At 65.2% G+C, this 22,583-nt stretch carries 19 protein-coding genes and 4 pseudogenes; 12 read left to right on the plus strand and 11 right to left on the minus strand.

Features of this window, described 5'->3' with window-relative positions:
• Nucleotides 1–2: 2 nt before the first annotated feature.
• A complete protein-coding gene (locus tag RE429_RS13765; protein ID WP_414471317.1) occupies nt 3–983 on the minus strand; it encodes a phosphate acetyltransferase in 981 nt (326 codons plus the stop codon).
• Nucleotides 984–1,631: 648 nt separating this feature from the next.
• Here RE429_RS13765 and RE429_RS13770 point away from each other — a divergent pair.
• The 3 genes from RE429_RS13770 to RE429_RS13780 all read left to right on the plus strand — a co-directional run bounded on the left by RE429_RS13770 (nt 1,632) and on the right by RE429_RS13780 (nt 4,245).
• A complete protein-coding gene (locus tag RE429_RS13770; protein ID WP_414471318.1) occupies nt 1,632–2,573 on the plus strand; it encodes a S1C family serine protease in 942 nt (313 codons plus the stop codon).
• Nucleotides 2,574–2,730: 157 nt separating this feature from the next.
• Entirely contained in the window at nt 2,731–3,123 is a 393-nt protein-coding gene (locus RE429_RS13775; protein ID WP_414474202.1) for a response regulator transcription factor, read from the plus strand.
• A gap of 81 nt (nt 3,124–3,204) precedes the next feature.
• Nucleotides 3,205–4,245: a S1C family serine protease gene (locus RE429_RS13780; protein ID WP_414471319.1), complete on the plus strand. Its 1,041-nt coding sequence runs from the start codon at nt 3,205–3,207 to the stop codon at nt 4,243–4,245.
• Nucleotides 4,246–4,280: 35 nt separating this feature from the next.
• Here RE429_RS13780 and RE429_RS13785 read toward each other — a convergent pair.
• Nucleotides 4,281–4,439, minus strand: a pseudogene (locus RE429_RS13785) (efflux transporter periplasmic adaptor subunit); the annotation flags it as partial.
• A 139-nt stretch (nt 4,440–4,578) separates the two neighbouring features.
• Entirely contained in the window at nt 4,579–4,914 is a 336-nt protein-coding gene (locus RE429_RS13790; protein WP_414471320.1) for a GIY-YIG nuclease family protein, read from the minus strand.
• A gap of 154 nt (nt 4,915–5,068) precedes the next feature.
• On the opposite strand from RE429_RS13790, the gene RE429_RS13795 reads away from it, so the two are divergent.
• Nucleotides 5,069–5,641, plus strand: a complete 573-nt coding sequence (locus tag RE429_RS13795; protein WP_414471321.1) for a DUF2239 family protein — start codon at nt 5,069–5,071, stop codon at nt 5,639–5,641.
• A gap of 182 nt (nt 5,642–5,823) precedes the next feature.
• Here RE429_RS13795 and RE429_RS13800 read toward each other — a convergent pair whose 3' ends face one another.
• A complete protein-coding gene (locus tag RE429_RS13800) occupies nt 5,824–6,174 on the minus strand; it encodes a hypothetical protein (RefSeq protein ID WP_414471322.1) in 351 nt (116 codons plus the stop codon).
• Nucleotides 6,175–6,406: 232 nt separating this feature from the next.
• Here RE429_RS13800 and RE429_RS13805 point away from each other — a divergent pair, with 232 nt between their 5' ends.
• Together RE429_RS13805 and RE429_RS13810 are read left to right on the plus strand one after the other, a co-directional pair.
• Nucleotides 6,407–7,288 (plus strand): cytochrome c oxidase assembly protein, encoded by an 882-nt coding sequence (locus RE429_RS13805; RefSeq protein WP_414471323.1) that lies wholly within the window; start codon nt 6,407–6,409, stop codon nt 7,286–7,288.
• Nucleotides 7,285–7,779 carry a CopD family protein gene (locus tag RE429_RS13810; protein WP_414471324.1) on the plus strand — a complete coding sequence of 165 codons (495 nt, stop codon included), beginning with the start codon at nt 7,285–7,287 and terminating at the stop codon, nt 7,777–7,779. The genes RE429_RS13805 and RE429_RS13810 overlap by 4 nt, the downstream gene beginning before the upstream one ends.
• Here RE429_RS13810 and RE429_RS13815 read toward each other — a convergent pair.
• Entirely contained in the window at nt 7,746–8,231 is a 486-nt protein-coding gene (locus RE429_RS13815; protein WP_414471325.1) for a DUF2231 domain-containing protein, read from the minus strand. The genes RE429_RS13810 and RE429_RS13815 overlap by 34 nt on opposite strands.
• Between RE429_RS13815 and coxB the strand changes: the two genes are divergently transcribed.
• From coxB to RE429_RS13835, 4 genes and pseudogenes are all read left to right on the plus strand, one after another.
• Nucleotides 8,196–9,002, plus strand: coding sequence for a cytochrome c oxidase subunit II (gene coxB, locus RE429_RS13820; protein ID WP_414471326.1), 807 nt, complete (start codon nt 8,196–8,198; stop codon nt 9,000–9,002). The two genes, RE429_RS13815 and coxB, sit on opposite strands and share 36 nt — an antisense overlap.
• A gap of 2 nt (nt 9,003–9,004) precedes the next feature.
• Nucleotides 9,005–11,512: pseudogene (gene ctaD / locus RE429_RS13825) on the plus strand (cytochrome c oxidase subunit I).
• Complete coding sequence (locus tag RE429_RS13830) at nt 11,509–11,886, plus strand: hypothetical protein (RefSeq protein WP_414471327.1); 378 nt, start codon at nt 11,509–11,511, stop codon at nt 11,884–11,886. The pseudogene ctaD and the gene RE429_RS13830 overlap by 4 nt, the downstream one beginning before the upstream one ends.
• Nucleotides 11,887–11,889: 3 nt before the next feature.
• Nucleotides 11,890–12,194 (plus strand): annotated as a pseudogene (locus RE429_RS13835) (ATP-binding cassette domain-containing protein); the annotation flags it as partial.
• Between the two features lie 882 nt (nt 12,195–13,076).
• Here RE429_RS13835 and RE429_RS13840 read toward each other — a convergent pair.
• Nucleotides 13,077–13,340, minus strand: coding sequence for a hypothetical protein (locus RE429_RS13840; protein ID WP_414471328.1), 264 nt, complete (start codon nt 13,338–13,340; stop codon nt 13,077–13,079).
• 343 nt (nt 13,341–13,683) lie between these two features.
• Here RE429_RS13840 and RE429_RS13845 point away from each other — a divergent pair, with 343 nt between their 5' ends.
• Complete coding sequence (locus RE429_RS13845) at nt 13,684–14,214, plus strand: YqhA family protein (RefSeq protein ID WP_414471329.1); 531 nt, start codon at nt 13,684–13,686, stop codon at nt 14,212–14,214.
• A 404-nt stretch (nt 14,215–14,618) separates the two neighbouring features.
• On the opposite strand, the gene RE429_RS13850 is transcribed toward RE429_RS13845, so the two are convergent.
• From RE429_RS13850 to RE429_RS13865, 4 genes and pseudogenes are all read right to left on the minus strand, one after another.
• The gene (locus tag RE429_RS13850) at nt 14,619–15,749 is read right to left on the minus strand and encodes a TIGR03118 family protein (RefSeq protein WP_414471330.1); all 1,131 of its coding nucleotides are present in this window, start codon (nt 15,747–15,749) and stop codon (nt 14,619–14,621) included.
• Nucleotides 15,750–16,285: 536 nt separating this feature from the next.
• Nucleotides 16,286–17,042 (minus strand): annotated as a pseudogene (locus tag RE429_RS13855) (IS5 family transposase).
• An 80-nt stretch (nt 17,043–17,122) separates the two neighbouring features.
• Nucleotides 17,123–17,425, minus strand: a complete 303-nt coding sequence (locus RE429_RS13860; RefSeq protein WP_414471331.1) for a GCG_CRPN prefix-to-repeats domain-containing protein — start codon at nt 17,423–17,425, stop codon at nt 17,123–17,125.
• Between the two features lie 449 nt (nt 17,426–17,874).
• Nucleotides 17,875–18,891 (minus strand): purine-nucleoside phosphorylase, encoded by a 1,017-nt coding sequence (locus RE429_RS13865; RefSeq protein ID WP_414471332.1) that lies wholly within the window; start codon nt 18,889–18,891, stop codon nt 17,875–17,877.
• A 300-nt stretch (nt 18,892–19,191) separates the two neighbouring features.
• On the opposite strand from RE429_RS13865, the gene RE429_RS13870 reads away from it, so the two are divergent.
• Complete coding sequence (locus RE429_RS13870; RefSeq protein ID WP_414471333.1) at nt 19,192–19,608, plus strand: hypothetical protein; 417 nt, start codon at nt 19,192–19,194, stop codon at nt 19,606–19,608.
• Nucleotides 19,609–19,636: 28 nt separating this feature from the next.
• Here RE429_RS13870 and RE429_RS13875 read toward each other — a convergent pair whose 3' ends face one another.
• Nucleotides 19,637–22,477 carry an SH3 domain-containing protein gene (locus RE429_RS13875; protein ID WP_414471334.1) on the minus strand — a complete coding sequence of 947 codons (2,841 nt, stop codon included), beginning with the start codon at nt 22,475–22,477 and terminating at the stop codon, nt 19,637–19,639.
• Nucleotides 22,478–22,583 lie beyond the last annotated feature (106 nt).

Consider the following 22,583-nt stretch of genomic DNA (forward strand, 5'->3'; position numbering starts at 1 on the left):
GCTCAGATCTCCTGGACGGCGAGTTGATTGCGCTGCGCGTCGGCTACGAGCGAGGCCACGGCGCAGGAGGCCAGCCGCGTGAGGGTCGAGTCGGCCCGGCTGGTGAGGATGATCGGAACGCGGGCGCCGAGCACGATGCCGGCCGCATCGGCGCCGGCCAGGAAGGTCAGGCTCTTGGCGAGCATGTTGCCCGCCTCGAGATCCGGAACGACCAGAACGGTGGCCTGCCCGGCGACAGGCGACTGGATCTTCTTGATTGTCGCCGCGCCGAGATCGATGGCATTGTCGAGGGCCAGCGGACCGTCGACGATCCCTCCCGTGATCTGCCCACGGTCGGCCATCTTGCACAGGGCGGCGGCCTCGATGGTCGAGGGCACCTTCGGATTGACCGTTTCCATCGCCGACAGGATCGCGACCCGCACCGGATCGACCCGCATCGCCCGCGCGAGATCGATGGCGTTCTGGACGATGTGGACCTTGTCCTCCAGCGTCGGCGCGATGTTGACCGCCGCGTCCGTGATGATGAGCGGCGTCTCGTGGCCGGGCACGTCCATGACGAAGCAGTGGCTGATCCGGCGCGCCGTGCGCAGGCCGCCCTCGCGCCGGACCACCGCGCCCATGAGTTCGTCCGTGTGCAGGCTGCCCTTCATCAGCGCCTCGGCTTCGCCGGCCCTGACGAGATCGACCGCCTTCTCGGCTGCCGCATGACTGTGCGGGACATCGACGACGCGCATCGCGGAGATCGACTTGCCGAGCGCCTGCGCGGCAGCCGCGATCTTGGCTTGCGGTCCGACGAGGATCGGATCGGCGAGGCCGAGGTCGACCGCCTCGAACACTGCGCCCAGCGAGGCCGCATCGCAAGGATGCGCCACGGCGACCTTCAGCCTCGGCAGAGCCCGGGCGGCCGCCACGAGGCGGTCGTACTTGTCGTGCCTTCGCTGACCCTGCTGTGCCGTGTCCTCGGCTGAAACCGCAACCGTCATGATGGCCTCCCACTGTGCTCCCCGGCTGTGCGATGGATCGCCGGGCGTGCCGAACGGCTTGCGGAGCGGAGTTTGGATCCGGAGCTTGGATCCATGTCCGCGACGATCCGGCTTGGACGATCCGGCTTGGACGATCCGGCTTGCTTGCGCGGGCAAGTGTGCTCTTTCGCCCGTCCGTTGCTTGACCCTTTCGGCCATCGCTTTGACAGTTTGGGACGGCTGTGGGGATTGCGGCCGCGCCGGTTCCACGCATGCCGTTGACGGGCCGTCGTTCCGCACTGGCCCAAGAGAACCTGGCTCAAGAGAACCTGGCCCAAGAGAACCTGGCCCAAGAGAACAGGGTGACTTGCGATCAGCCGGGATCCGGGATGGCGGCCGCATCGGGCAGCCGAAGGGGCACATTGAGCGACGGCCTGTCGCCTCGTCGCGGAAGTAGGGCTTTGTGCCGCGCCGAATGGGGCCTTCGAGGTCTATGGCTTGAAGCGATGCGGCCGGCCATTGCCGTCATACGCAATGGAAAAGGGCGGACGTACAAGCGCGGCCGTCAAGGCGAGCCCTCTGGACGGCAACCGGACCTGGCCAACCGGTCAGTACCCGGCAGAGGCGTTTACCGGCAGGATGGACCGCGTTTCCTCAGCGAGGCGCACCATGTCCATTCCCGCATCCGCCCCCTCCTCCCTTGAAGCCGTCTCGGATCGTATCGCCGATCTCTGCGACACGATTGCCCCGAGACTCGTGGCGATCCATGGCCCGCGACGCAGGTCGTCGACAGGCATCATCTGGCGTCCCGGACTTGTCCTCACGGCGGAAGAAGCGTTGGAAGCGGACGAAGACATTCTGGTCGCTCGCCCGGACGGCAGCCAGGTCTCCGCAAGTCTCGCCGGTCGCGATCCGAGCACGGACATTGCCCTCCTGCGGATCGAGGAGCAGCCCACTCACGAGAGCCCCCTCCCCGATCTCACCTTCGCCGATACGTCGAGGCTCCGCGTCGGTCATTTCGTGCTTGCTGCCGGCCGTCGGGCCGAGGGCGTGTGCGCCGCCTTCGGCATCGTGGCTTTGGCAGGCGGTCCCTGGAGAAGCCTGCGCGGCGGCCATATCGACCGTAGGCTCCATCTGGATCTCCGGCTCGATGCCCGGTCGGAGGGCGGAGCCGCTCTCGACCTCGATGGAACGATCGTCGGGATGACGGTTCTGGGTCCCCGGGGACGCGTTCTCGTCATTCCGTCCGAGACGATCGAGCGGGTGGCCCAGCAATTGCTCGCCCATGGCCGGATCGCCCGCGGCTATCTGGGGCTCGGCCTCCAGCCCGTGCGGATCGATGAAACCGTCGCCGATGCGGCGGGGCTCGCGGAACCCAAAGGGCTCATCGTCATCAATGTGGATTCCGGGGGCCCCGGGCAGAAAGCCGGGCTCAAGCAAGGGGATATTCTCATCCGCTGGCAGACCGATCCTCTGCACTCGATCCGCCGCGTCTACACGCTTCTCGGACCCGAGAGCGTCGGTCAGTCCGTCCCCCTTGGAATCTTGCGGGCGGGGAAGCAAATGTCTCTGACGGTCGAGATTGCGGAGCGTCCCAAACCTCAAGAGTGAAGCCGTGCAACGCGTCGCGCTCCAGATCGACGATCCAGACCTGCTCGACCGCGTCGGCACGATGCTGGCCGGCGAGCCTGAGAGGGTCACACTTGACCCGAGGGAGCCCGACGTGGTGATCGCCGATCACCTTCCGGCCGGCGGCGGAACCCCGATCATCGTTCTTGAGGATTCCGCGAACCCGCTCGAAATCCTAAAGGTCGGAGCGAGCGGAGTGCTGCCCCGGAGCGCCACCCTCCCGGAGTTCCTGCTGGCCCTCGATGCCGCCGCCAGGGGCTTCGCGATCCTGCCGCGCGATGTCCGACGGCCGGACATCGCCTCTCCTTTCCTGAGGGATCATGCCCTGCGGGATTACGCCCTCACGGCGCGGGAGCTCGAGGTTTTGCGGCTGCTGGCGGAGGGAGCGTCCAACAAGGTGATTGCCCGACGGCTCGGGATTTCGTTCCACACCGCCAAGTTTCACGTGGCCTCCATTGCGGCAAAGCTCGATGCGACGGGCAGAACCGATGCGGTCGCGCAGGCCGTGCGCCTCGGGCTCATCATGTTGTGAACCTCGGCGAAGGCCGCCCTCTTGGTGTGAGATCGCGGCGTCACCATATCGATCGAAACGATATAATCGTCGGAGCCTCCCATGCTCGAACGCACCCCATCCTATCTCCTTCACTCCGCCAATTCCTCTTCCAATTCCCCTTCCGATTCCCCTTCGGAGCGGCAACGGCCCTCGCCTGCGCCCGACGAAGTCCTGCTCGACGCCTATTCGCACGCGGTCACGAGCGTCGTGGACGGCATCGGCCCGGCCGTTGTCCGCGTCGAGCCTCAGGTCTCGCGCCGTATGGCCGGAATGGGCTCCGGCGTGATCATCTCGCCGGACGGCCTCCTCCTCACCAACAGCCATGTCATGCAAGGCGCGCGGGACGCGATGGTGACCGGCCCCGATGGGCGCGCGATCCACGCGCAGACGATCGGCGACGATCCCGACACGGACCTTGCCCTGTTGCGGGCGAGCGGCGGCGGGCTGCCCTTCGCAACCCTGGGCAATTCGAAGCTTTTGAAGCGCGGACAGATCGCCATCGCCATCGGCAACCCGCTCGGCTTCGAGTCGACGGTGACGGCGGGAGTGGTTTCGGCCCTCGGACGAAGCCTTCGCGCGAAATCGGGGCGGCTGATCGACGACGTGATCCAGACGGACGCGGCCCTGAACCCCGGCAATTCCGGCGGCCCGCTCGTTGCGACCTCCGGAGAGGTCGTCGGCATCAACACGGCCGTCATCATGGGGGCGCAGGGCATCTGCTTTGCGGTGGCCAGCAATACGGCGAGCTTCGTCGTGACGGAGCTGATCCGTCACGGGCGTGTCCGGCGCGCGTCGATCGGCGTTGCGGGTCAGACCGTGCCGCTCCCGCGGCGTGTCGCATACGCGGCAGGGCTGCCTCTCAGTGCAGGAGTCGCGATTGCGGCCGTCGAGCCCGACAGTCCCGCTACCCGGGCGGCGATCGAGCAAGGCGACGTTGTCCTCGCGCTCGACGGCGAACCCGTCGGCGGCATCGACGATCTCGTGCGGCTCCTGAACGGCGACCGCATCGGCCAGGTCGTGACGTTGACGATCCTCCGGCGCGGCGAGATGCAGACCCTGCCGGTCACGCCCGTGGAGCGCAGAACGCTGAACGGGCGCTGATGCCGCAGGCCGGCGAGGACGGTCCGTTCCCGCGGTCAGAAGGGATTGACGTAGTTCAGGATCGCGCTCTGCCGCAGCACGACCTTGCGGATGACGTGGGCCGCCTGCACGTGGTCCGTATAGATCGCCGCAAGGCCCGTGCTCCCGGCCGGCAGGCGCCGCGCCACTTCCTGATCATCGAGCCTGGGTCTCAGGTCCTTGCGCCTCCGGCCGGATCGATGCGTTGAGGCTTCCGTCTCCCGGCAATGCGTTCGTCCGATGCGGCGAGCGAGCGCCCGGCAGGTCGCGAGGCATTGAACCTCCCGGCCCGCTCTCCCGCGACGTCATCGAGCCTCAGATCAGGGCGGCGTCGAGTTCAGCCTTCCAGTGGACCAGGCGCTCCTTCAGCGTGGCTTGGAGCACATAGGCCAGCGTCTCTTCCGGCAGACGCTCCAACTCCTCGAACGTGAAAGCAGCCTCGCCGCAGGCGTTCCAGGCCGCCTGCAGGCTTCGGTTCATGCCCGATCCGAGCCTGAGCGTGAACCACAAACCGTTCTGCTGGGTATCGAGATGCCGGCTGCGACCGACCCATACCTGGCCCGTGGCCGAGCAGCGCACCGCAAAGATGCCGGCCGGCGTCTTGCGCTCCTTATAGGCCGCAATGGCCGCTTTCCTGTCGATGGTGTCCATGCCTCGGTTCCCTGGTTCATCGCGCACCGTCGCGTCTCTCATGCGCCGGCGGGTCTTTGGGCAGGGTGTAGTTGCAAAGATCGGCCCCGTCAATTATACCCGGGTAATAATTCCAAACTCCGGACCCACCTGAAGAATCCTACGCGAGACATCCATGGCAGCAGCACCTCACCCCACCTACACCGCCTTCCTGGGCTTCGGCCTGCTTGCCCGCGGCGCGTTGCCTGCCGTCGCACTTGCCGTCAAACGCGCCAACGAGACCGACCCGACGCAGACCGTGCTCATCTTCGAGGATGCCACGGGGCGGCAGATCGATCTCGATCTGAGGGGCCGCTATGAGGAGGTGCTCGCCCGGCTCGCGGTCAAGACCGGCGAGGATGAAGCTCCTGCGGAACCTCGCGGACGAGGACGCCCGAAGCTCGGGGTGACGGCCCGGGAGGTGACGCTCTTGCCGCGCCAGTGGGAATGGCTGAGCGCACAGCCTGGAGGAGCCTCGGTCACCTTGCGGCGGCTCGTGGACGAGGCGAAGCGCAAGGATGCGCAAAGCGGCCGATCGGGTCGCAATGCGGCCTATGGCTTCATGTCGGCCCTGGCCGGAAATCTTCCGGACTTCGAGGAGGCGTCGAGAGCCCTGTTCGCCGGCGACCGGGAACGGTTTGAGACCCTCGTCGCAAGTTGGCCGGACGACGTCAGGGATCACGCGATCCGGATGGCTTTCGGCGCCTGATCGACGACTTTGCGGCTTCGGACGACAGCATCGGCCGTGGAATCGAACCCACATCCGATGCCGTCAGTCTCTGCAGTTGAGCATCTTTTCACGCGAAACCGGTTCCCGCTTTTGCGTTCGAGGCTCTCCTTGCTTGAGCATCTTTTCACGCAAAACCGGTTCCCACTTTTGCGTTCGAGGCTCTATTCCAATGCAATCTTCGGGGTGGATGGATCCAGGTGATACAGGGTCAGCAATGCGGCAGTCGCGATCAACAGGCCGACGAAGTAGATCCAGATGCCTTTGAAGATTTTCAGTTCGGGCGGCATCCGCACATGCGTCTCCTCGCTTGCTCCATGCGGCCAACGACTGCAGAGCCAAAAGGTTCTGCTGCAGCTCACCTGTGGAAAGACATCAGAATACGTCGGCGACCTTATGCCGTTGGCGCGTAGATCATCCTCTCCGTCGCCGGGCCGGTAACAAGTCTGTGAAGCGACGCCATAAATCGTCCGAAACTCAGAACCTTTGCCGTGGCGCAGGCGTTCGAGCCTCATGTTCCCCGCCAACGGAGGCCTCGATGTCGCAGAGAGCAAGAGCCCCTTGCCCGGTCGCCTCGCCCTGATCGCCCAAGGAGCGCTGGAGCATCACACGTGAAAAGTGGACTCCACTTTTTCTCAAGATGCGCTGGGCCGGAACGACTGATCCATCGAACAGCCCCAGGCGCCGCAGCAGCGGTCCCCGCGGCCGGTGTTCCACCGCCCATCACTACCGACCCGGAAGACGAGCATGCCCTTGTACGATCCCTATTGCGGTCCTGCGCCCGTCCCATCCGAGCTGTGGACGAGCTGGAATCTCGATCCGTGGCTCATCTCGGGGATGCTGCTGTCCGCGGCGGCCTACGCTCTTGCCGCACGGGCGTCTTCGACGATCGGTCCACGTGAGATCATCTGCTTCACATGCGGCTGGCTCATCCTCGCGGTGCTCTACGTCTCGCCGTTCTGCGCCCTGACGTCGGCGCTGTTCTCGGCCCGCGTGGCGCATCACGTCATCGCGATCGCCATCGCGGCGCCCCTGATCGTGCTGGGATGCCCGCTTCTCGCGCGACCTAGCGCATCGTGCGAAAAAGTGGATTCGGCTTTTCGCTCAAACGATGCGCTCATCCAAGAAGGGAGCATCGGATCGAATCCCAAAAGTGGATTCCACTTTTGGGTCCGATGCTCTAGGCGGACATCGAACGGACATGGCGTCGTCTTCGCCGTCCAGATGCTCACGATCTGGTTCTGGCACGCGCCTGCTCCGTATGCGGCGGCGCTGGGCAGCCACGGGGTCTTCTGGCTGATGCAGGCATCGCTTCTCGGCACCGCGATCCTGTTCTGGGGCACGCTTCCTCTGCGCCCGGCCGCGTTGCCGTCCCTTCTCCCGCTGCTCGGGAACGTAGCGCAGATGGGACTGCTCGGCGCCCTGATCACCTTCGCTCCCGCACCGCTCTATGAGCCGCATCTCGGCACGACGGCGGCGTGGCACCTGTCCCCGCTCGAAGACCAGCAAATCGCCGGCCTCATCATGTGGATCCCCGCCGCGGTACCCTACATGCTGGCCGCTCTCCTCATCGTCGGCGCTTCGCTCCACGGGCCGTCGCTCCCACGCGGGCGCGAGGGCGCCGCATGATCGCATGGCTGAAGGCGATCCACATCGCATCCCTGGTGGCCTGGTGCGCCGGGCTTCTCGTGCTGCCGGGACTCTATGCACAGAAGGCACGGGTGGGAGACGAGGATGCGCTCCATCATCTCCAGCGGTTCACCCGCTTCGTCTACACGGCGATCACATCCCCGGCCGCCTTCGTGGCGGTGGGCACAGGCACGGCGCTGATCTTCGCGCGGGAGGTCTTCACGGCATGGATGGCCTTGAAGCTCGCGGCCGTCGGCACCCTGGTCCTGCTGCATGTCCATGCCGGCTACATCATCGTCCGCGTCTTCCGCCCGGGGCGGCGCTTCGCGGCATGGCGCGGGCATGCGACCGCCCTCGCGACCTTCGCGGTCATCTCGGCGATCCTCTGGCTTGTCCTGTCGAAGCCCTTCATCGACATGGCGCCGCTGCCGGACTGGATGCGGCAGCCGGGCGGGCTTCAGTCGTTCTCCGACAGCATGAGGCCGATCTGATGCTCGAACACCAGCTTGCCCCCGTGCCATCCCGCGATGCCGACGAACGCCATCCCGAGTCCGGACAGGAAAAGTCCCGTGGGGAGCACGGCCGCCTCATGGTCGGATATGCGCAGGCCCCAATTCGCACCGATGATCGCAATCAGCATCATCGCCGCGATGGCATGCGTCCAGCTCGCGGCACGCTTGCGGATGCCCTTCACGAGCACGAGTTCAGCCGTGCCGACAAGGCCCGCGATGACGCCAAGGATGAAGGCGATTCCGCTCGACCAGAGCGCGGCCCGCGCCCAGAAGGCATCGCCCCACCACCAGTAGAGGACGTCCGCTCCCAGCGTCCCGACCGTGAACGCGATCGGAAAGGTGACGAGCATCGCATGGACCGGGTGCCCGGCCACCGCGACCGCGGAGCTGACGTCATGTCTCTCGACCTCCTCGACGACGGGATTCGACACAAGACACCTCCTCGTTCCTGGTTTCGTTCGAATGGCACAACACGTCTGGCGGCGGCATGGTTCAAGCTGGCCGCCGCATCGGCGTCCTGCATCGCGCTCGCAGGATGCGCCGGGCCGTTGTCGGCGCTCGATCCCGCGGGCCCTCATGCGGCCTCGGTGGCGCGCCTGTGGTGGGTGATGCTCCTCGGCGCGGCCGCCATCCTGCTCCTGGTGATGGCCCTCCTGCTCAGGGCCTTCGTGACATCCGGCCGGACCCGTGCATCGGCCCGCCTCTGGCTCCTCGGCGGAGGCGTCCTGTTTCCCATAGCCACCCTCGGGGCGCTCCTGGCCTATGCGCTCGTGAGCGGGGAGAGGCTGCTCGCGCACCCGGGAAGGCCCGAGGTGGCGCGGGTCGACGTGCTCGCCCGTCAATGGCGCTGGGAGGCTTCCTATCGGCTCGCGGATGGGACTTCGGCGAGGTCGGTCGGCACTCTCCACATTCCGGCGGGAGTCCCCGTCGACCTTCATGTCGCCAGCGCGGACGTGATCCACGGCTTCTGGATCCCCCGCCTCGGCGGGAAGATCGATGCCGTGCCGGGACATGTGAACGTGATCCGCCTGACGGCCGATGCACCCGGCACATATCAGGGCGTGTGCGCCGAGTTCTGCGGCAGCGGACACGCCGGGATGGACATGGCCGTCGTGGCGCATCCTCCCGGCGAATACGCCGCCGCGCTTGCGCGCCTTGCCGCCGGTCTGCCGGTTGCTCCGCGCACGGAGGCCGCTCCGTGACGATGATGCCCCCACCGCAATCTCCGGTCCGCCTGCACAAGGAGCTGGATTCCGTCTGGGGCACGCCCGGAGGATGGCGCGCTCTCTCGGCCGTGAATCATACCGTCATGGGACGGCGCTTCATCGTGGCGGCCTTCGTCTTCTTCGCCATCGGCGGCATTCTCGCCATGCTGATCCGGGCGCAGCTCGCGTCCCCGCACAGCGCGTTCCTCGGACCGGACCATTACAACCAGATCTTCACCATGCACGGCACGGTGATGATGTTCCTGTTCGCGATTCCGATGTTCGAGGGACTGGCGATCTATCTTCTGCCGAAGATCCTCGGCTCGCGCGACCTCGCCTTTCCCCGCCTCGGCGCCTACGGATTCTGGTGCTACGTCTTCGGCGGCTCGATCCTGCTGGCGGCGCTCGCGGTGGGCGCCGCGCCCGATTCCGGATGGTTCATGTACACGCCGCTCTCGTCGCGCACCTACACGCCGGGGATCAACGCGGATGTCTGGCTCATCGGCATCACCTTCGTGGAGATTTCCGCGATCTCGGCGGCCGTGGAGATCGTCGTCACCATTCTCAGGATGCGCGCGCCCGGCATGTCGCTCGACAGGATGCCGCTCATCGCCTGGTACCTTCTCGTGACGGGCATGATGATGCTGGTAGGCTTTCCGCCGCTGATCCTCGGCAGCATCCTGCTCGAGGTCGAGCGTGCCTTCGACTGGCCGTTCTTCGATCCGGCGCGCGGCGGCGATCCTCTCCTGTGGCAGCACCTGTTCTGGCTCTTCGGCCATCCCGAGGTCTACATCATCTTCCTGCCCGCCGCCGGCGCCATCTCGACGATCCTTCCCGTCCTCGCCCGCCATCCCATCGTCGGGTATTCGTAGATCGTGGTGAGCGTCGTCGCGCTGGGCTTTCTCAGCTTCGGCCTGTGGGTGCACCACATGTTCACGGTGGGCATCCCGCATCTCGCGCAGGCCTTCTTCTCCGCGGCGAGCATGCTGGTGGCGATTCCGACGGGCGTGCAGATCTTCTCGTGGCTGGCGACGCTGTCGTCGGGGCGACCAAAGCTCGACGTGCCGATGCTCTATCTCCTCGGCTTCTTCTTCGTCTTCGTCGTCGGGGGCCTCACGGGCGTGATGCTGGCGGTCGTTCCCTTCGACTGGCAGGCGCACGACACGCACTTCGTGGTGGCGCACCTGCATTACGTGCTGGTGGGCGGCTTCATCTTTCCGATGATGGCGGCGGCCCATTACTGGCTGCCGCACTTCACCGGACGCATGCCCGTCCACCGCTTGAGCGTGACGGCCTTCTGGCTGATCTTCACCGGCTTCAACGCCACCTTCTTCCTGATGCACCTGACGGGCCTGCGGGGCATGCCGCGCCGCGTCCACACCTACGCACCCGACCTCGGATGGGACTGGCTGAACCTGCTCTCCTCGATCGGCGGCTTCGTCATGACCATCGGCTTCGCTCTGTTCGTCGTGGACATCGTCATGCAGGTGCGTTTCGGGCGCCGCGCGCCGCGCAATCCATGGAAGGCGGACACGCTCGAATGGGCCATGCCCATCCCGAGCCCGACCTACAACATCGCGGCGATCCCGGAGGTGGGAAGCCGCTCGCCGCTCGCGGATGCCCCCGGCCTGGCGGCCCGCCTCGCCCGCGGCGAGGGCTATCTCGGCTTCGTGCGCAACGGCTGGCGGGAGACGCTCGGCGTGCACATGGTCACGGGCAGGCCCGACCAGGTCATCCTGCTTCCCGGACCGACCTTCCTGCCCCTCTGGACGGCGCTCGCGACGGGTCTCTTCTTCGTGTCGCTTCTGGGAAAAGCCTATGGGCTCGCCCTGGTGGGCGCCGGATTGACCACTGTGCTGCTCGTCGCATGGACCCGCAACACGGGCCTGCGCAGGGATTGCGGCCGGCTGCCCATCGGCCGGAGCAAGGCCGTGCCTGCGCACCAGGAGGCGAAAGGTGCTCCGTCCTGGTGGGCCATGGTCTTCACGCTCCTGGCCGACGGAACCCTGTTCGCGTCGCTCATGTTCGGCAGCCTCTATCTCTGGATCGTCGCTCCCGGCTGGCCTCCCTCCCGGCTCCTGGTGGCGGGTATCGCCCTGCCCCTGACGGGAGCCGGAGGCTTCGCCCTCGCGGTGCTGGCCGCCCGGAAGGCGCGGTTCGAGAATGCGGCCGGCCGGACGGTGCGCGCCTCCCTCGGCCTGATCGCCACGACGGCCGGACACGGGGTCGCGCTGGCCTGCCTGATCGGGCTGGCCAGGGGGGCTCCCGACCCGACCGGGCACGCCTATGCGGCGACGACCCTTGTCATCCTGGCCTATGCCGGCCTTCACGCGGCGCTGGGCATCCTGTTCGCCGGCTTCGGCTGGTACCGGTGCCTCTCGGGACATGTGTCGGCCAAGCGCGACCTGGATCTGCGCATCGGCGAGCTCTGGCACGGCTACACGGCGGCGAGCGGAGCCACGGCCCTCCTCCTCGTCTACGGACTGCCCCGGGTGATCGGCTCATGAACAGACCTGCCTCACCCAGCCTGCTTCTCCTCGTCGCCGGGTTCGGCATCTGGAGCTCGGCCTTCGCATCCCTGTACGCGGCGAACGCGATCGGCTGCAGCTTCGGCTGGCAGAACGTGGATGTCGGGCCGATCAGTCTGAACAGACTTGTGCTGGTCCTGCTGTGGATCGGTCACCTGACCGCATCGGGGCTGCTGCTCGCCGGATGCCTGAAGACGGGACTGAAGGCCCGCCTGAAGATCCGGAGAACCCACGCCGATCAGGGACATCCCTCCCGCTTCCTGTCGGCGAGCGCGCTTGGGGCCAATGGCTGTGCCCTGTTCGCGACCCTTTGGACGGGCCTGCCGGTTGTGGGCGCCTCCGCCTGCCTATGAGGCCGCTGTGACATCGCCGAGAGCGTCGCCTTTATGGAGCAGCATGCCGCGACCAACGCCAATCTGCGGGTGATCGGCGTCGTGAAGCTCGGCCGGTTTCCGCACCGCTCGATGTTTTCCGGCTGGACGGCGGCTGACGAGAACACGGTCGCGGAAGCGATCGAACGCGTCGGCATGACGGAGAAGCGCAACGAGCGCTGGCAGAGCCTTTCAGGAGGCGAAACGCAGCGCGCCCATCCTGCGAGGGCATTGCTCAGTCGCCGAGCGAGTTGATTCTCGACGAGCCGACCAACCATCTCGACATGCAGGTGGCCGCAATCCCTCCCGGATCTCCGGGCCGAAATGCGTTGCGCGCTAGCGCATCGTGCGAAAAAGTGGCTCCGGTATTTCGCAAGAACGATGCGCGCTTTCCAGGAAGGAAGCATCGGCCTTGTCCCAAAAGTGCAAATCCACTTCCCGGGTCCGATGCTCTAGCAGCGATGCAGCCGCGGCCGCCCGGATGCATGCCTCATCAAGCGGCCGTGCCGGTCATACGTGTAGCAGTAACCGGGCGATGCCTGCGCGACCCGGACTCCTGTCGCCGCCCCCGCGGCTGCACCGGTCACGGCACCCGTCGCCGCACCGGCGACGCCACCGACCACCGCCCCCACCGGACCACCGACGATGGCTCCTGTCGTGGCACCCGCTGCGGTTCCAGTCGTCGTCGGTGAACAGGCTGAAATGGCTACACATGCACACAGAGCTAAAGCAAGCTTGTACATCGTCCGCTCCTCGTCCGGATGCTGGGATCCGACCTCCCCGCGCGTCGTGATCGGGCGCGAGGGGTCTCTTGCTAACGTGGCTGTGCCCGATAGGGTTGCCGCAGATGCGGATCTCCAATGGAAGTACTCTTCCGGATTCGAAGGGCTCCGCAGCGTATTGCGTGGACGAGCGGCCCCGAAATCCGCGTCACGGATCGAGAGAAGCCGGATCGCCAGGTTGCACGGGGAGAGCGGAAAGACCGGAACGGCAGACTGTCGGCCCGCGCCGTCCGACTGCACATGAATAGGCAGAGGAGCACGGCCCAAGCATCCGTGACCGCATCCATCGGTGGGATACCGGACGCAGGGCACGGCTTGCCCCCGAGACACCGGCACCACTCAAAAACCTATCGCCAAAAACCTATCGCCAAAAAACCTGCCGCCAAGAGCCTATCGGGCAGCCCCCTCGCGACCTCGCTTCGGAAACACGAGCCTGACCCGAAGAATTCGCCTGGCGGCCAAACGGTCAAGGGTCTCCTTGATGATCTGCACAGTCGCCGGGTCAGTCCTCAGCGTGAGATCGATGACCGGCGCCATGGCCCTCATCTGCTGGAGGCTCGTGATATTGGCATCCTCCAGAGCCTTCCGCGCGCTCTCGGGCAACCGCAACCCCTCGAATGGATCAGCGGATTTCTTGAAGACAGGTCGAGGCATCGTGCAAACCTTCCGGCTGTGTTGATCGGGGATGCGACGCGTAACCACCCGTTATAGACACTTGAGGCAGTCGGATTATTCTCGACGCCGGCAAATTTCCGGAGTTGAGGGAAACCTCCTGCTCATGCCTTCATTCCGGCCCCTGCCTGTTCCAGCGACATCACCCATCATTGGCGAGGTCGTTCCAATCACCGCGGCAGGACCTTTCGTGGCTCCTTGAGCTTTTCTTGGCGGACTGCCGCTCAGAGGACACCAATTTCCGTCAGGGTCATCTTCTGGTAGGATTGGTTGCCTTTGCAGGCCAAGACCGTGGATCCGGGGCTCAGGTAGATCGTGTGATCGGATGCTTCATTTCATCCTGTCGTTACGCTGGATCACGCTCCTTGCCGCCGCTGGCGCGGCCATCGGAGCAGTTCTGATCTTCGGGGTTGGCGGCATCAAGCTGGCCTACGCCCTGGGGTTCGCCCTTTTGCCGAATGAAACCGGCGGCCTCACGGTCATTGCCTCGGTGATGCAGGCCACCGACGCATTCCTGTTCGGGCTTGTCCTCATCGTCTTCGCCTACGCGATCACGTTCGGCTTTGCCTTCGATCTCCCCGAGCATGCTCGGGCCAGACTGCCCCAGTGGATGAGGGTGAGCGGGATCAGCGAACTCAAGATCACGCTGATCGAGGTCATCCTGGTCTACCTGGTCGTGGATTTCGCCACCGACATGGTGGAGGTCGAGACCCATACCTCCTGGGAAATGCTGATGAAGCCGGCCGCCATTCTGTTCATCGCAGCAGCCCTTCGGCTTGTCTGGATCTCTCACTTGGGAAGCCACGGGACCATCGAAGAGGGTCCCGAAAGCTCCACTCGCCCGGGACCACAATAGAGCGCAAGCGGCAGCATCGACGGCCGGGGGTTGAGAGCCCGTCGTGCGGAAAGGCGGCCCCGGTTTTTCGCAAGAACGGTGCGCTCATCCAAGAAGGGAGCATCGGAGGAAATCCCAAAGGTGGATTCCACTTCCCGCGCACGATGCTCCGCAGCATCGGATATGGGTTCGATGTCACGTCCGACGGTGTCACCATTCATCGTCATGGCCGCACTTGGTTTGCGGCCATCCACGTCTTCATGCACCGCACCAGGTCAAAGACGTCGATGCCCGGCTCAGGGCCGGGCATGACGAGAATGATGCTCCAGCGGCAGGCCTCCTGGAGGTCTACCTGGAAGTCTTCCTGGAGGTCTTCCTGGACGTCTCCTGGCGCTTCCGTTTCCGGCCGCGTCGAGGACCGCATCTCAGGCCGGCGGGATGACCCAGTCGGAAGACGCCATCGTGTGATGCTTCTGCGCCGTGTCGGCCGTCAGGGTTCCGAACAGGCCGTGCTCCTCGTTCTCCACGCCCGCCGTGAAATAGATGCTGTGCGGATCGCTGTTCGGCCCGGCATTGCCCGGCACGAGGGCCCACAGGTCGCCAATGACCACTTGATTGCCGCTGGGATCATCCAGCGTGCCGAGGAAGTGGAAGTCGTGCGGGTCGTAGGCATTGATCCTCCCATCCCCGAAGTTTCCGACCAGGAGGTCGTGGGAGAACTTCCCGAAGCCGGACGGTGCAATGGCCAGCCCCCATGGCGAGTCCAGCGGCCCCTGCGAGGCAACCCGGTGCAGCAGGTGCCCGGAGAAGTCGAATTCATCGACGTAGCCGTGCCCCGGGCCGGCGACATCGTCATGCTTGGCATCATCCTGGAGCGCGAAGGTCACGAAAAGACGGCCGTTGAGCGCCTGCACATTGAAGGGAGCGTAGCCGTCCGGCAGGTTCGGATCGGTAAAGCTGCGGACTTCGTGGAACCGGCTGTCGAACATGTCGACCTTCCCGTTATGGAAGTCCGTCGCGTAGAGATAGGTGTGGCCATGCGTCTTCCCGATAGCCAAGCCCTTGTAAACCGCATCCGAGTCGGAGTTGTCGACCGCAATCACCGAACTGGCGCTGTCGACCGCAGGATTCCAGCCGGAGATCGTTCCATCTTCCGTCGCGAAGATGAACTTGGATGGGGCGGTATGCCCGTTGCTGGAGATGTCGAACCCGGTCCCCTTGGTGTTGAAGACCTGGCCGGTCGGGGCGGAGGGCCCTGTCTCTCCGGGAGGCGCAGCGATCGTGATGGACGAATGGCCGTCAATCGTGACCGGGTTGCCGTTGCCGTCGTAGATCGTGGCCACCCCGATCCCATTGTCGGAAACCCAGAAGGGCCCCGTCGGGCTGCTTGAAACTCCCCAGGGATTGATCAGGTTCTCGTCGATATGCTCCGCGGGCAAGAACCCGTCGGAAACAAGGTTCGTCTGAACAAAGCTGTTCTCCCGTTGCGCATGATCGTGTGTGTGGTGTCGTTTCTGGAAATCGAACTCGAAATCACTGAAGGATAAGATGCTCATCGTTGCCTCCATGGCCCGAGAGAAGCCCCTACCTCCCCAACGTTCACGCCAGGGCTCATCGCATCACGGCGTCCCGGCAGGCAGTTCGCAAAGACCAAAGGTCGAACGGCATTCACTGAATTCTGAGACGCCTGAGTGGGAGCAGCCCGCGATCGGCTTTTGCTCGATCACCTCGTCAGCTTCGTCGAGAAGCGTCGGAGAAATGAAGGCCGGCTGCTGTCGGTGTACTGGAATGCAAGACCTCTGCCTGCTCCAGAATCCACGCTCGAAATCTCCTGATCGGATTTGCGTAGGATTCCCGAACGATTCTACCACCATCTCGTCCCGCAGGCGAGGCTCCTCTGACTCAAGATTTTCGGCCGCAGCATCGGGTGTGGAACCTGCCCCACATCCGATGCAGTCAGTTCATAGTCTCGAGCATCTTTTCACGCAAAACCGGGACCCACTTTTGCGTTCGATGCTCTATGGTCTTGAGCATCTTTTCACGCAAAACCGGGACCCACTTTTGGGTCCGATGCTCTAGGACGAATCCACATTCAGCACAGCCAGAGCATGATGGCGGCGAGGTGGATGAAGGCGAGGAAGTGGCAGGCGCGCCGGTCGTACCGGGTTGCAAAGCGTCGGCAGTGCTTGAGCTTGTTGAAGCAGCGTTCGATCCGATTGCGCAGTTTGTAGGCGGTGGCGTCATGGGCAATCGGCTGCTTGCGCGATCGGCTTGAGGGAATGACCGCCTCGGCGCCCATCGCCGCGATGGTCTGGCGCAGCTCGTTGGTGTCATAGGCCCGATCGGCCAGGACGGACCGGGCCTGGAAGCCGTCGAGCAGCGCCTTGGCGCCGAGGCAGTCGTGGCGCTGGCCGGCGCTCAGCAGGAAGCGCAGCGGTCGGCCGAGGCCGTCACAGATCATGTGGATCTTGGTGGTCAGACCCCCGCGGGAACGCCCCAGCGCCTGAGTGGCGGCCCCCCTTTCCGGCGGCGGCCTGCTGATGGACGCGCACCAGGGTGGTGTCGAGCATGAGATAGTGATTGTCGCGATCCTTGATCAGCTCGGCAAACACCTGCTCCCAGACCCCGGCCTTGGTCCAGCGGGTAAAGCGGGCGTGGACGCTCTTCCATTTGCCGTAGCGCTCGGGCAGATGCTGCCAGAATGCTCCAGAGCGCAGCACCCACAAGACGCCGTTGACGAACAGGCGGTTATCCGCCCCGCTGCGGCCGGGGTCGCCCACCTTGCCCGGCAGCAGGGGGGCGATGCGCCGCCACTGGGCTTCGCTCAGTTCGTATCGCTTCACACCCATCGTCCGGCTCCGAATCAAACCACCTGCAACCCAGTGAGTCAGCTTTCTTCGCTCGTGTGAATCCTGAATGTGGATTGGCCCTAGTACCGCCGACGGTAATAACCGCCACGGTAGCCGTAGTAGGGACGTCCATAATATGGTCTGCGGTAGCCGTAGTACGGGCGACCGTAATAACCACCACGGTAGTAATAACGGGGCACCCCATAATAGCGGCCGTAGGCGTTCGGTCGGCAGTAGCCATAAGGCCCTCGATGAAAGCCGGGACCACAGCCCTGAGCCGCCGCAGCGGGCGCGACGCCGACTCTTCCCTGTTCCAGTGAGGCCATCCCGAGCCATGCGCCGAACACAAGGGCAGCAATTGTTATCAGTCTCCGGAATTTCATGACACGCGCTCCTCATATCGAAGCGGAGGATGCTCTACGTGGGCGGCGTTCGACACGCAGGCTCCTCGCGAGATACGGGACGATTATAGAAGCACGGGAAAGAATTGTCTTCCGAATGTTGCGGCGTTCGAGACCAAGAGCCGCCGGACCGGATCCACTCCTTGAGTCGTCTCCGGACCCATTTCCGGAGCGGAGCAACGCGCGCCCGCGAGAGGGTCCGGACGGCGGGAAACGTCCGGCGCAAAGCCGCAGGTGTCCCTTTGTGTCAAAGGGTCGCGAACGGCCGACGAAATGAAGGTCTGCTTCCCGCCGCGCCAACGACGAAGGCACGTCTTCGGCAAAGTGCCATTATCGGGCCTTCCCTGTTCATTCCGCCTCAGGTCATTGGTCCGGAACGCCTGACGTGAGGGCCTCCGGAAGGCCCTCACCAGGCAGTACAGCCGCTTCCCTTACTGCCGTGGCAGCGGGGGAACGCCATTCTTCCATTCCGGCCAGTGCGCGACGATGTAATCGACCATCGTGCCTCCGACAGCGGCGACATTGTCGACGGTCTCGGCGAACCCGCCCGCCGTTTGGCCTGGAGCCGGATCGAGATGCTGAAGGGTCGTCTCGTTCGGATTGCCCTGGTCGAAGTTCACGGCTCCCCGCAGGCTGAGGAGCCTTCCGTCACCGAGCGTGCGCTGGACCACTTGGGCGATGGCGGCCGCCTCCATCTCGGTGATGAGGTAATCATCCGCACCATAGAGCTTGGCAATGTACTGCGCCTGTTGCGACATGCCGGGACCGTGGAAGAAGGTGTCACCGGTCATATGCGTGCCGGCCTTCACGGACGGGGCCTGGCGTGCCGCCTCCTGCGGGTATCGCATCCGGTAGGCCCGCGCGGACTCCGAATCCTTCAGGGTCATCTTGCCCGTCAGCCGCATCGCCCAGCCGACCAGATCGGGATTGAGCTGGAACAGGCGAACCTTCTCATATCCCTTGCGCGGCATGAAGGTCGGTGCGCCCGGCTCTCCCTCTTCCGGAGCCCAGCGATGGCCGAGATCGTAGTCGACGAGCCAGGTTGCCCAGCTGACATCGGCAATGGTGCCCCGCTCCGGCGGCGTTCCGGCCACGCCGTTGATGACGAAGTACGCTTCCGACATGTCGAATTGCGGGTTGAGAATGATCGCCTGCAGGGATGAGGACGAAGCCACTTTGCCCATCCCCAGAACGGACCCGCAGACGCCGTCCTCGTTGCAGTAGACCGGGTTCAGGGCCCCTTTCACCGGGATAGCCTGGCTGTGGTTGAAATAGCGCTCGTACCAGTGCTGGAACTCACCGGCCCGATCACCGGTATTCTGGCCGATCTCGAACATCGAACCGATGAAGACCTTCACCTTCAACGGCTCGGCGGCAGCGGCCGACGACGCGATCGAAAAGGTGAATGAAAGGGCAGCGGCAATTGGGATCAATCTCTGAAACGGCACCGGGACAACTCCTTGCAGGGCGAGGCTCCGGATAAGCACGTTCCCCATCCGAGACCAAGGCTGAAGAATGCGCATCTGACTAATCTTTGATCAGACGGAGAAGGAATGGCCCCGCGGGCGGCCATAGCGCCCGATGAGCGGCGCAGGACGGTCGACCGTCTCTCGGCCACCCATCCGATGCCTCCGTCCCAAACTGCCAAGAGATCGTCCACTTCCGTCAAGCGCGAGGCTTGGCCTTGCCTAGATTGGTCCTGCGGTGGGCCGTCGAGGACGGTAGTCTTACCATGATGGGAGGTTAGGATGAGAGTCGTGAGCTTTGCGGCTGCCGGACTTGGCGTGGCCATGTCGTTCGCCGCCTCAGGCACGATGGCGCAAGGAGGATTGTCCGGGCTCCAGGGCGCCTGGCTTTCGGGAAGCGCGGAGTGCGCCGATGTCTACTCGTCGTCCGGGAAGGGAACGACGTTCAGGAAGCCGGTCGACATCTTCGCGCCGGCCTTCATCATTTCGGGCAATAGCCTGAAGACGCCTCAGGCCTCGTGCCGCATCAAATCAAGCCGACCGGGCGCGGACCACAAGCTTCTCGTCCTCAACTGCACCAATGCGGTGGGGGGCAACGAAGTCCGGGCCTTCATGACGCTCGAGCCGGATGGCTCGCTCAAGCGCTACCTCAACGAACAGGACACGACCGGTACCGTATACAAGCGCTGCTCACGATGAAGATCCCACACCGCATGCGTTCGATGCTCTAACGGCGACCGCCTCCGCGACCTCCGAAGCCGCCGCGGAAGCCTCCTCCCCCTCCAAGGCCCCCCGGTGGCCTGAAGCTGCGCTGCGCTGAAAAGGACGCCGGGCGGCGCGAGAGCTGCGGCGACGCCGGTCCGGCAAACTGCCGGCTTGCGATCTGCCGCTGGTTCCCGAGGTTCCGCGCCTTAACGTCCAGCGTCAGGTTCGAGGGCAGCGGCTGTGCGGACGGACGCTGCGCGGTCGGGCGCTGCTGCGCCGCGGGACGGGGCTTTGCCGCTGGACGCTGCTGCGCCACCTGACGTTGCTGAACCGGGCGTTGCTGCGGCGCCGGCCGTTGCTGGGCGCCGGGACGCTCCTGCTTGACCGGGCGCGATGGCGCCGACGGACGCTGCTGGGCTGACGGGCGTTGCTGGGCCTGGCGCTCTCCCGCCGGGCGTTGCGCCGCCCGTTCCCGACCGGCGGCGCTACCTTCTGGACGGTCTCTGCGCCCCTCTATGCCTTCGGCGGTCAGCCGCTGGCCGAGAGCCGCACCGGCTGCCCCCGCAGCGCCCGCTTGAGCAAGGCCCCTCAAGGCCTCTCCCCCGCCGCGCTCCTGCAGCCGCTCACGCCCTTCCGGCGAGAGGCCCTCGCGCCCTTCGCCACGGCCGATAAGCTCGCTGGCTTTCGGCTGCGCCGCGTCCTGCCAGCCGCCGTCCCAGCGCTGCCATCCGTTGCCGGAGTTCCGGTAGACATTGCCGTCGCGGCCCGCATAGATGTCGCCGCGCCGGCCCTCGCGGATGAAGCCTTGCCCGTTCGAGGTGTTCCAGCGGATCGCCGAGCCGCCGGCAGCCGTGTCCCGCGCCGTCACGCGGGCCCATTCGGACCCACGCCTGACCCCGGCCGACTTCCACGCGCCATAGACATTGCGCCCGCCGGCGAGATAGCCGCCGGCATCCGTGCGCGGATTGTAGGCGCCGACGAAGGCCGCAGACCCACGCGGGCCCCAGGCCGCGCCCGCGCGGCCATAGGTGCCGCTCGCCGGGTTCCAGGTCCGCGCTCCGGCGATGCCGCGATACGGGCCGTACGCGTAGCCGTAACGGCCATAGAGGCCGCGCACCGGGTTGTAATAGGCCCCGATCCCCCAGGTGACCGGCCGCGGGTAGTAGATCGGGTAGGCATAGCCCGGCCCATTGTACCAGTACGGCGGGTACGCCCAGCCCGTGCCGTAGACATAGCTGCCCCAGGCCAGGAAGCCGTACAGATAGCCCATGGTGTAGCCGTACCAGACCGCATCCGGCTCGGTGTCGTACACGCGCACATAGGTGACGTTGTAAACCGGCGAGGACGGGGGAATGCCATAGATGGCGTCGGGCACCTCGCGGGCGAGCTGCCACGGGCCATTCTGGCTCTCGGACACGAACCAGACGCCGTCCTGAAGCAGGAAATACTGCTCGCCGACCTTGATCACGGTGTCGGTCGTATTGGTCGCATAGGAAAGATCGGTCGTCTCGATGGGGGCGAACTGAGGCTCCCCCGCATAGGCGACCGTCGGTGCGATCGAGCCCGTCTCGACCCGCGCGGTTGTGGGGATGCCGGCTTTCAGCCGTGCCTCCGCGGCCTCCGATGTTCCGGGCACGGATGCGCGCACGGCGTAGTACGGCGCGTCCTCCGGAAGGTTGCGGAAGTCGGCGGGCAGGTCGGGTGTGGCGAACGTCCATGGCCCGTCGAGCGAGGCCGCACGGAACCAGCGGCCGGACAGGAGCACGTACCACTGCTTCCCGGCCGTGTCGAAGAACACGTCCGTCTCGGTGTTGGAGGCCCATTGCAGCGAGGTCTTCGGGACGTCCACGAGCTTGGGATCGCCAATGAACAGGATCATCTCGGCCGGTGCATCGGTGGTGACGATTCGAGGGACCTTGCCGTCCTGATAGGGCTCCGGCGGAACGGCTCCGCGGGCATCGGCCCAGTTGCCGTCGTCGGGCAGATCCTTCAGCAGTGCAGGCAGATCGGTCACGGGCGCCCATGGGCCATTGATGGCGGCTGCCGTCAGCCAATGGGTGTCGTCACGCAGATAAAGGGCGCTGCTCTCGTCGATCCGGAACAGGTCCCAATTCGTATTGACGACGAAAGACAGGCCGGACTTGCCCTTCACGGGCGCAAAGGCCGCCTCGCCATCGGTCTGGACCAGAAGAGCCGGGGTGGTCGAGACGACGATCCGCGGCGGATCGGCCTTGAGCCCCGTCACATCGACCATGCGCTTCTGCTCGGCAAGGCTCGCGGTCACGCGCGCCTCGGCCACCGTGATCGGGCCGGTCGGCAGGAGCTTGCCGGTCTCGACGGAGAGCGTCGTCAGAGCATCGCGGTCCAAGCCCGAGAAGTTGAGCTGCGTGACCGTCACGTCGCTGATGACGATCGCGCCGGTGTCCTCGTCATAGGAGGTCGAACCTTTAAGTCCGATCACACCGAAGACCGGATTGGCGTTCGGCGTCGTCATGTATTCCGCCGCAACCAGCGCCTCGATGGTTTTGAAGTCGGTCCATTCCGTGAATTGCGGCTGAAACAGTACGATCCGGCCCTGACCGACCTCAAAAGTGCGGGGCCACCCCTCGGAATCCTGCTTCGCGTCCAGATAACGCCCGCTCACGAAGCCCTGTTGTCCTTTGACGGTGACGGCGCACCAGCTGCCGGAGCCTTCACATTGTCCGATATCGACAGCGGTGTCGGCCGGCAGGGTTCGCATCGACGGATAGTTCGTTCCCGGCCCCGCGCGCAGATTGACGCTGGTGGTGGTCACGCCCGGAGCCGCGAGCGCCGATGTGGTGGCGATGATCGGAACAAGCGTGCATGCGATGACCATTCGCATCGGGGCGCCATCCTCCCTGTCGATGCCCTGCTCGAAGACCCGGGCAGATTGTCGACGAAGGACATTGTGGCCGTGTTGGGAAAATCTGCTTGATTGTTTGGGACAG

It is taken from the genome of Microvirga sp. M2, from assembly GCF_047497095.1.
In the GTDB taxonomy this organism is placed as follows: domain Bacteria; phylum Pseudomonadota; class Alphaproteobacteria; order Rhizobiales; family Beijerinckiaceae; genus Microvirga.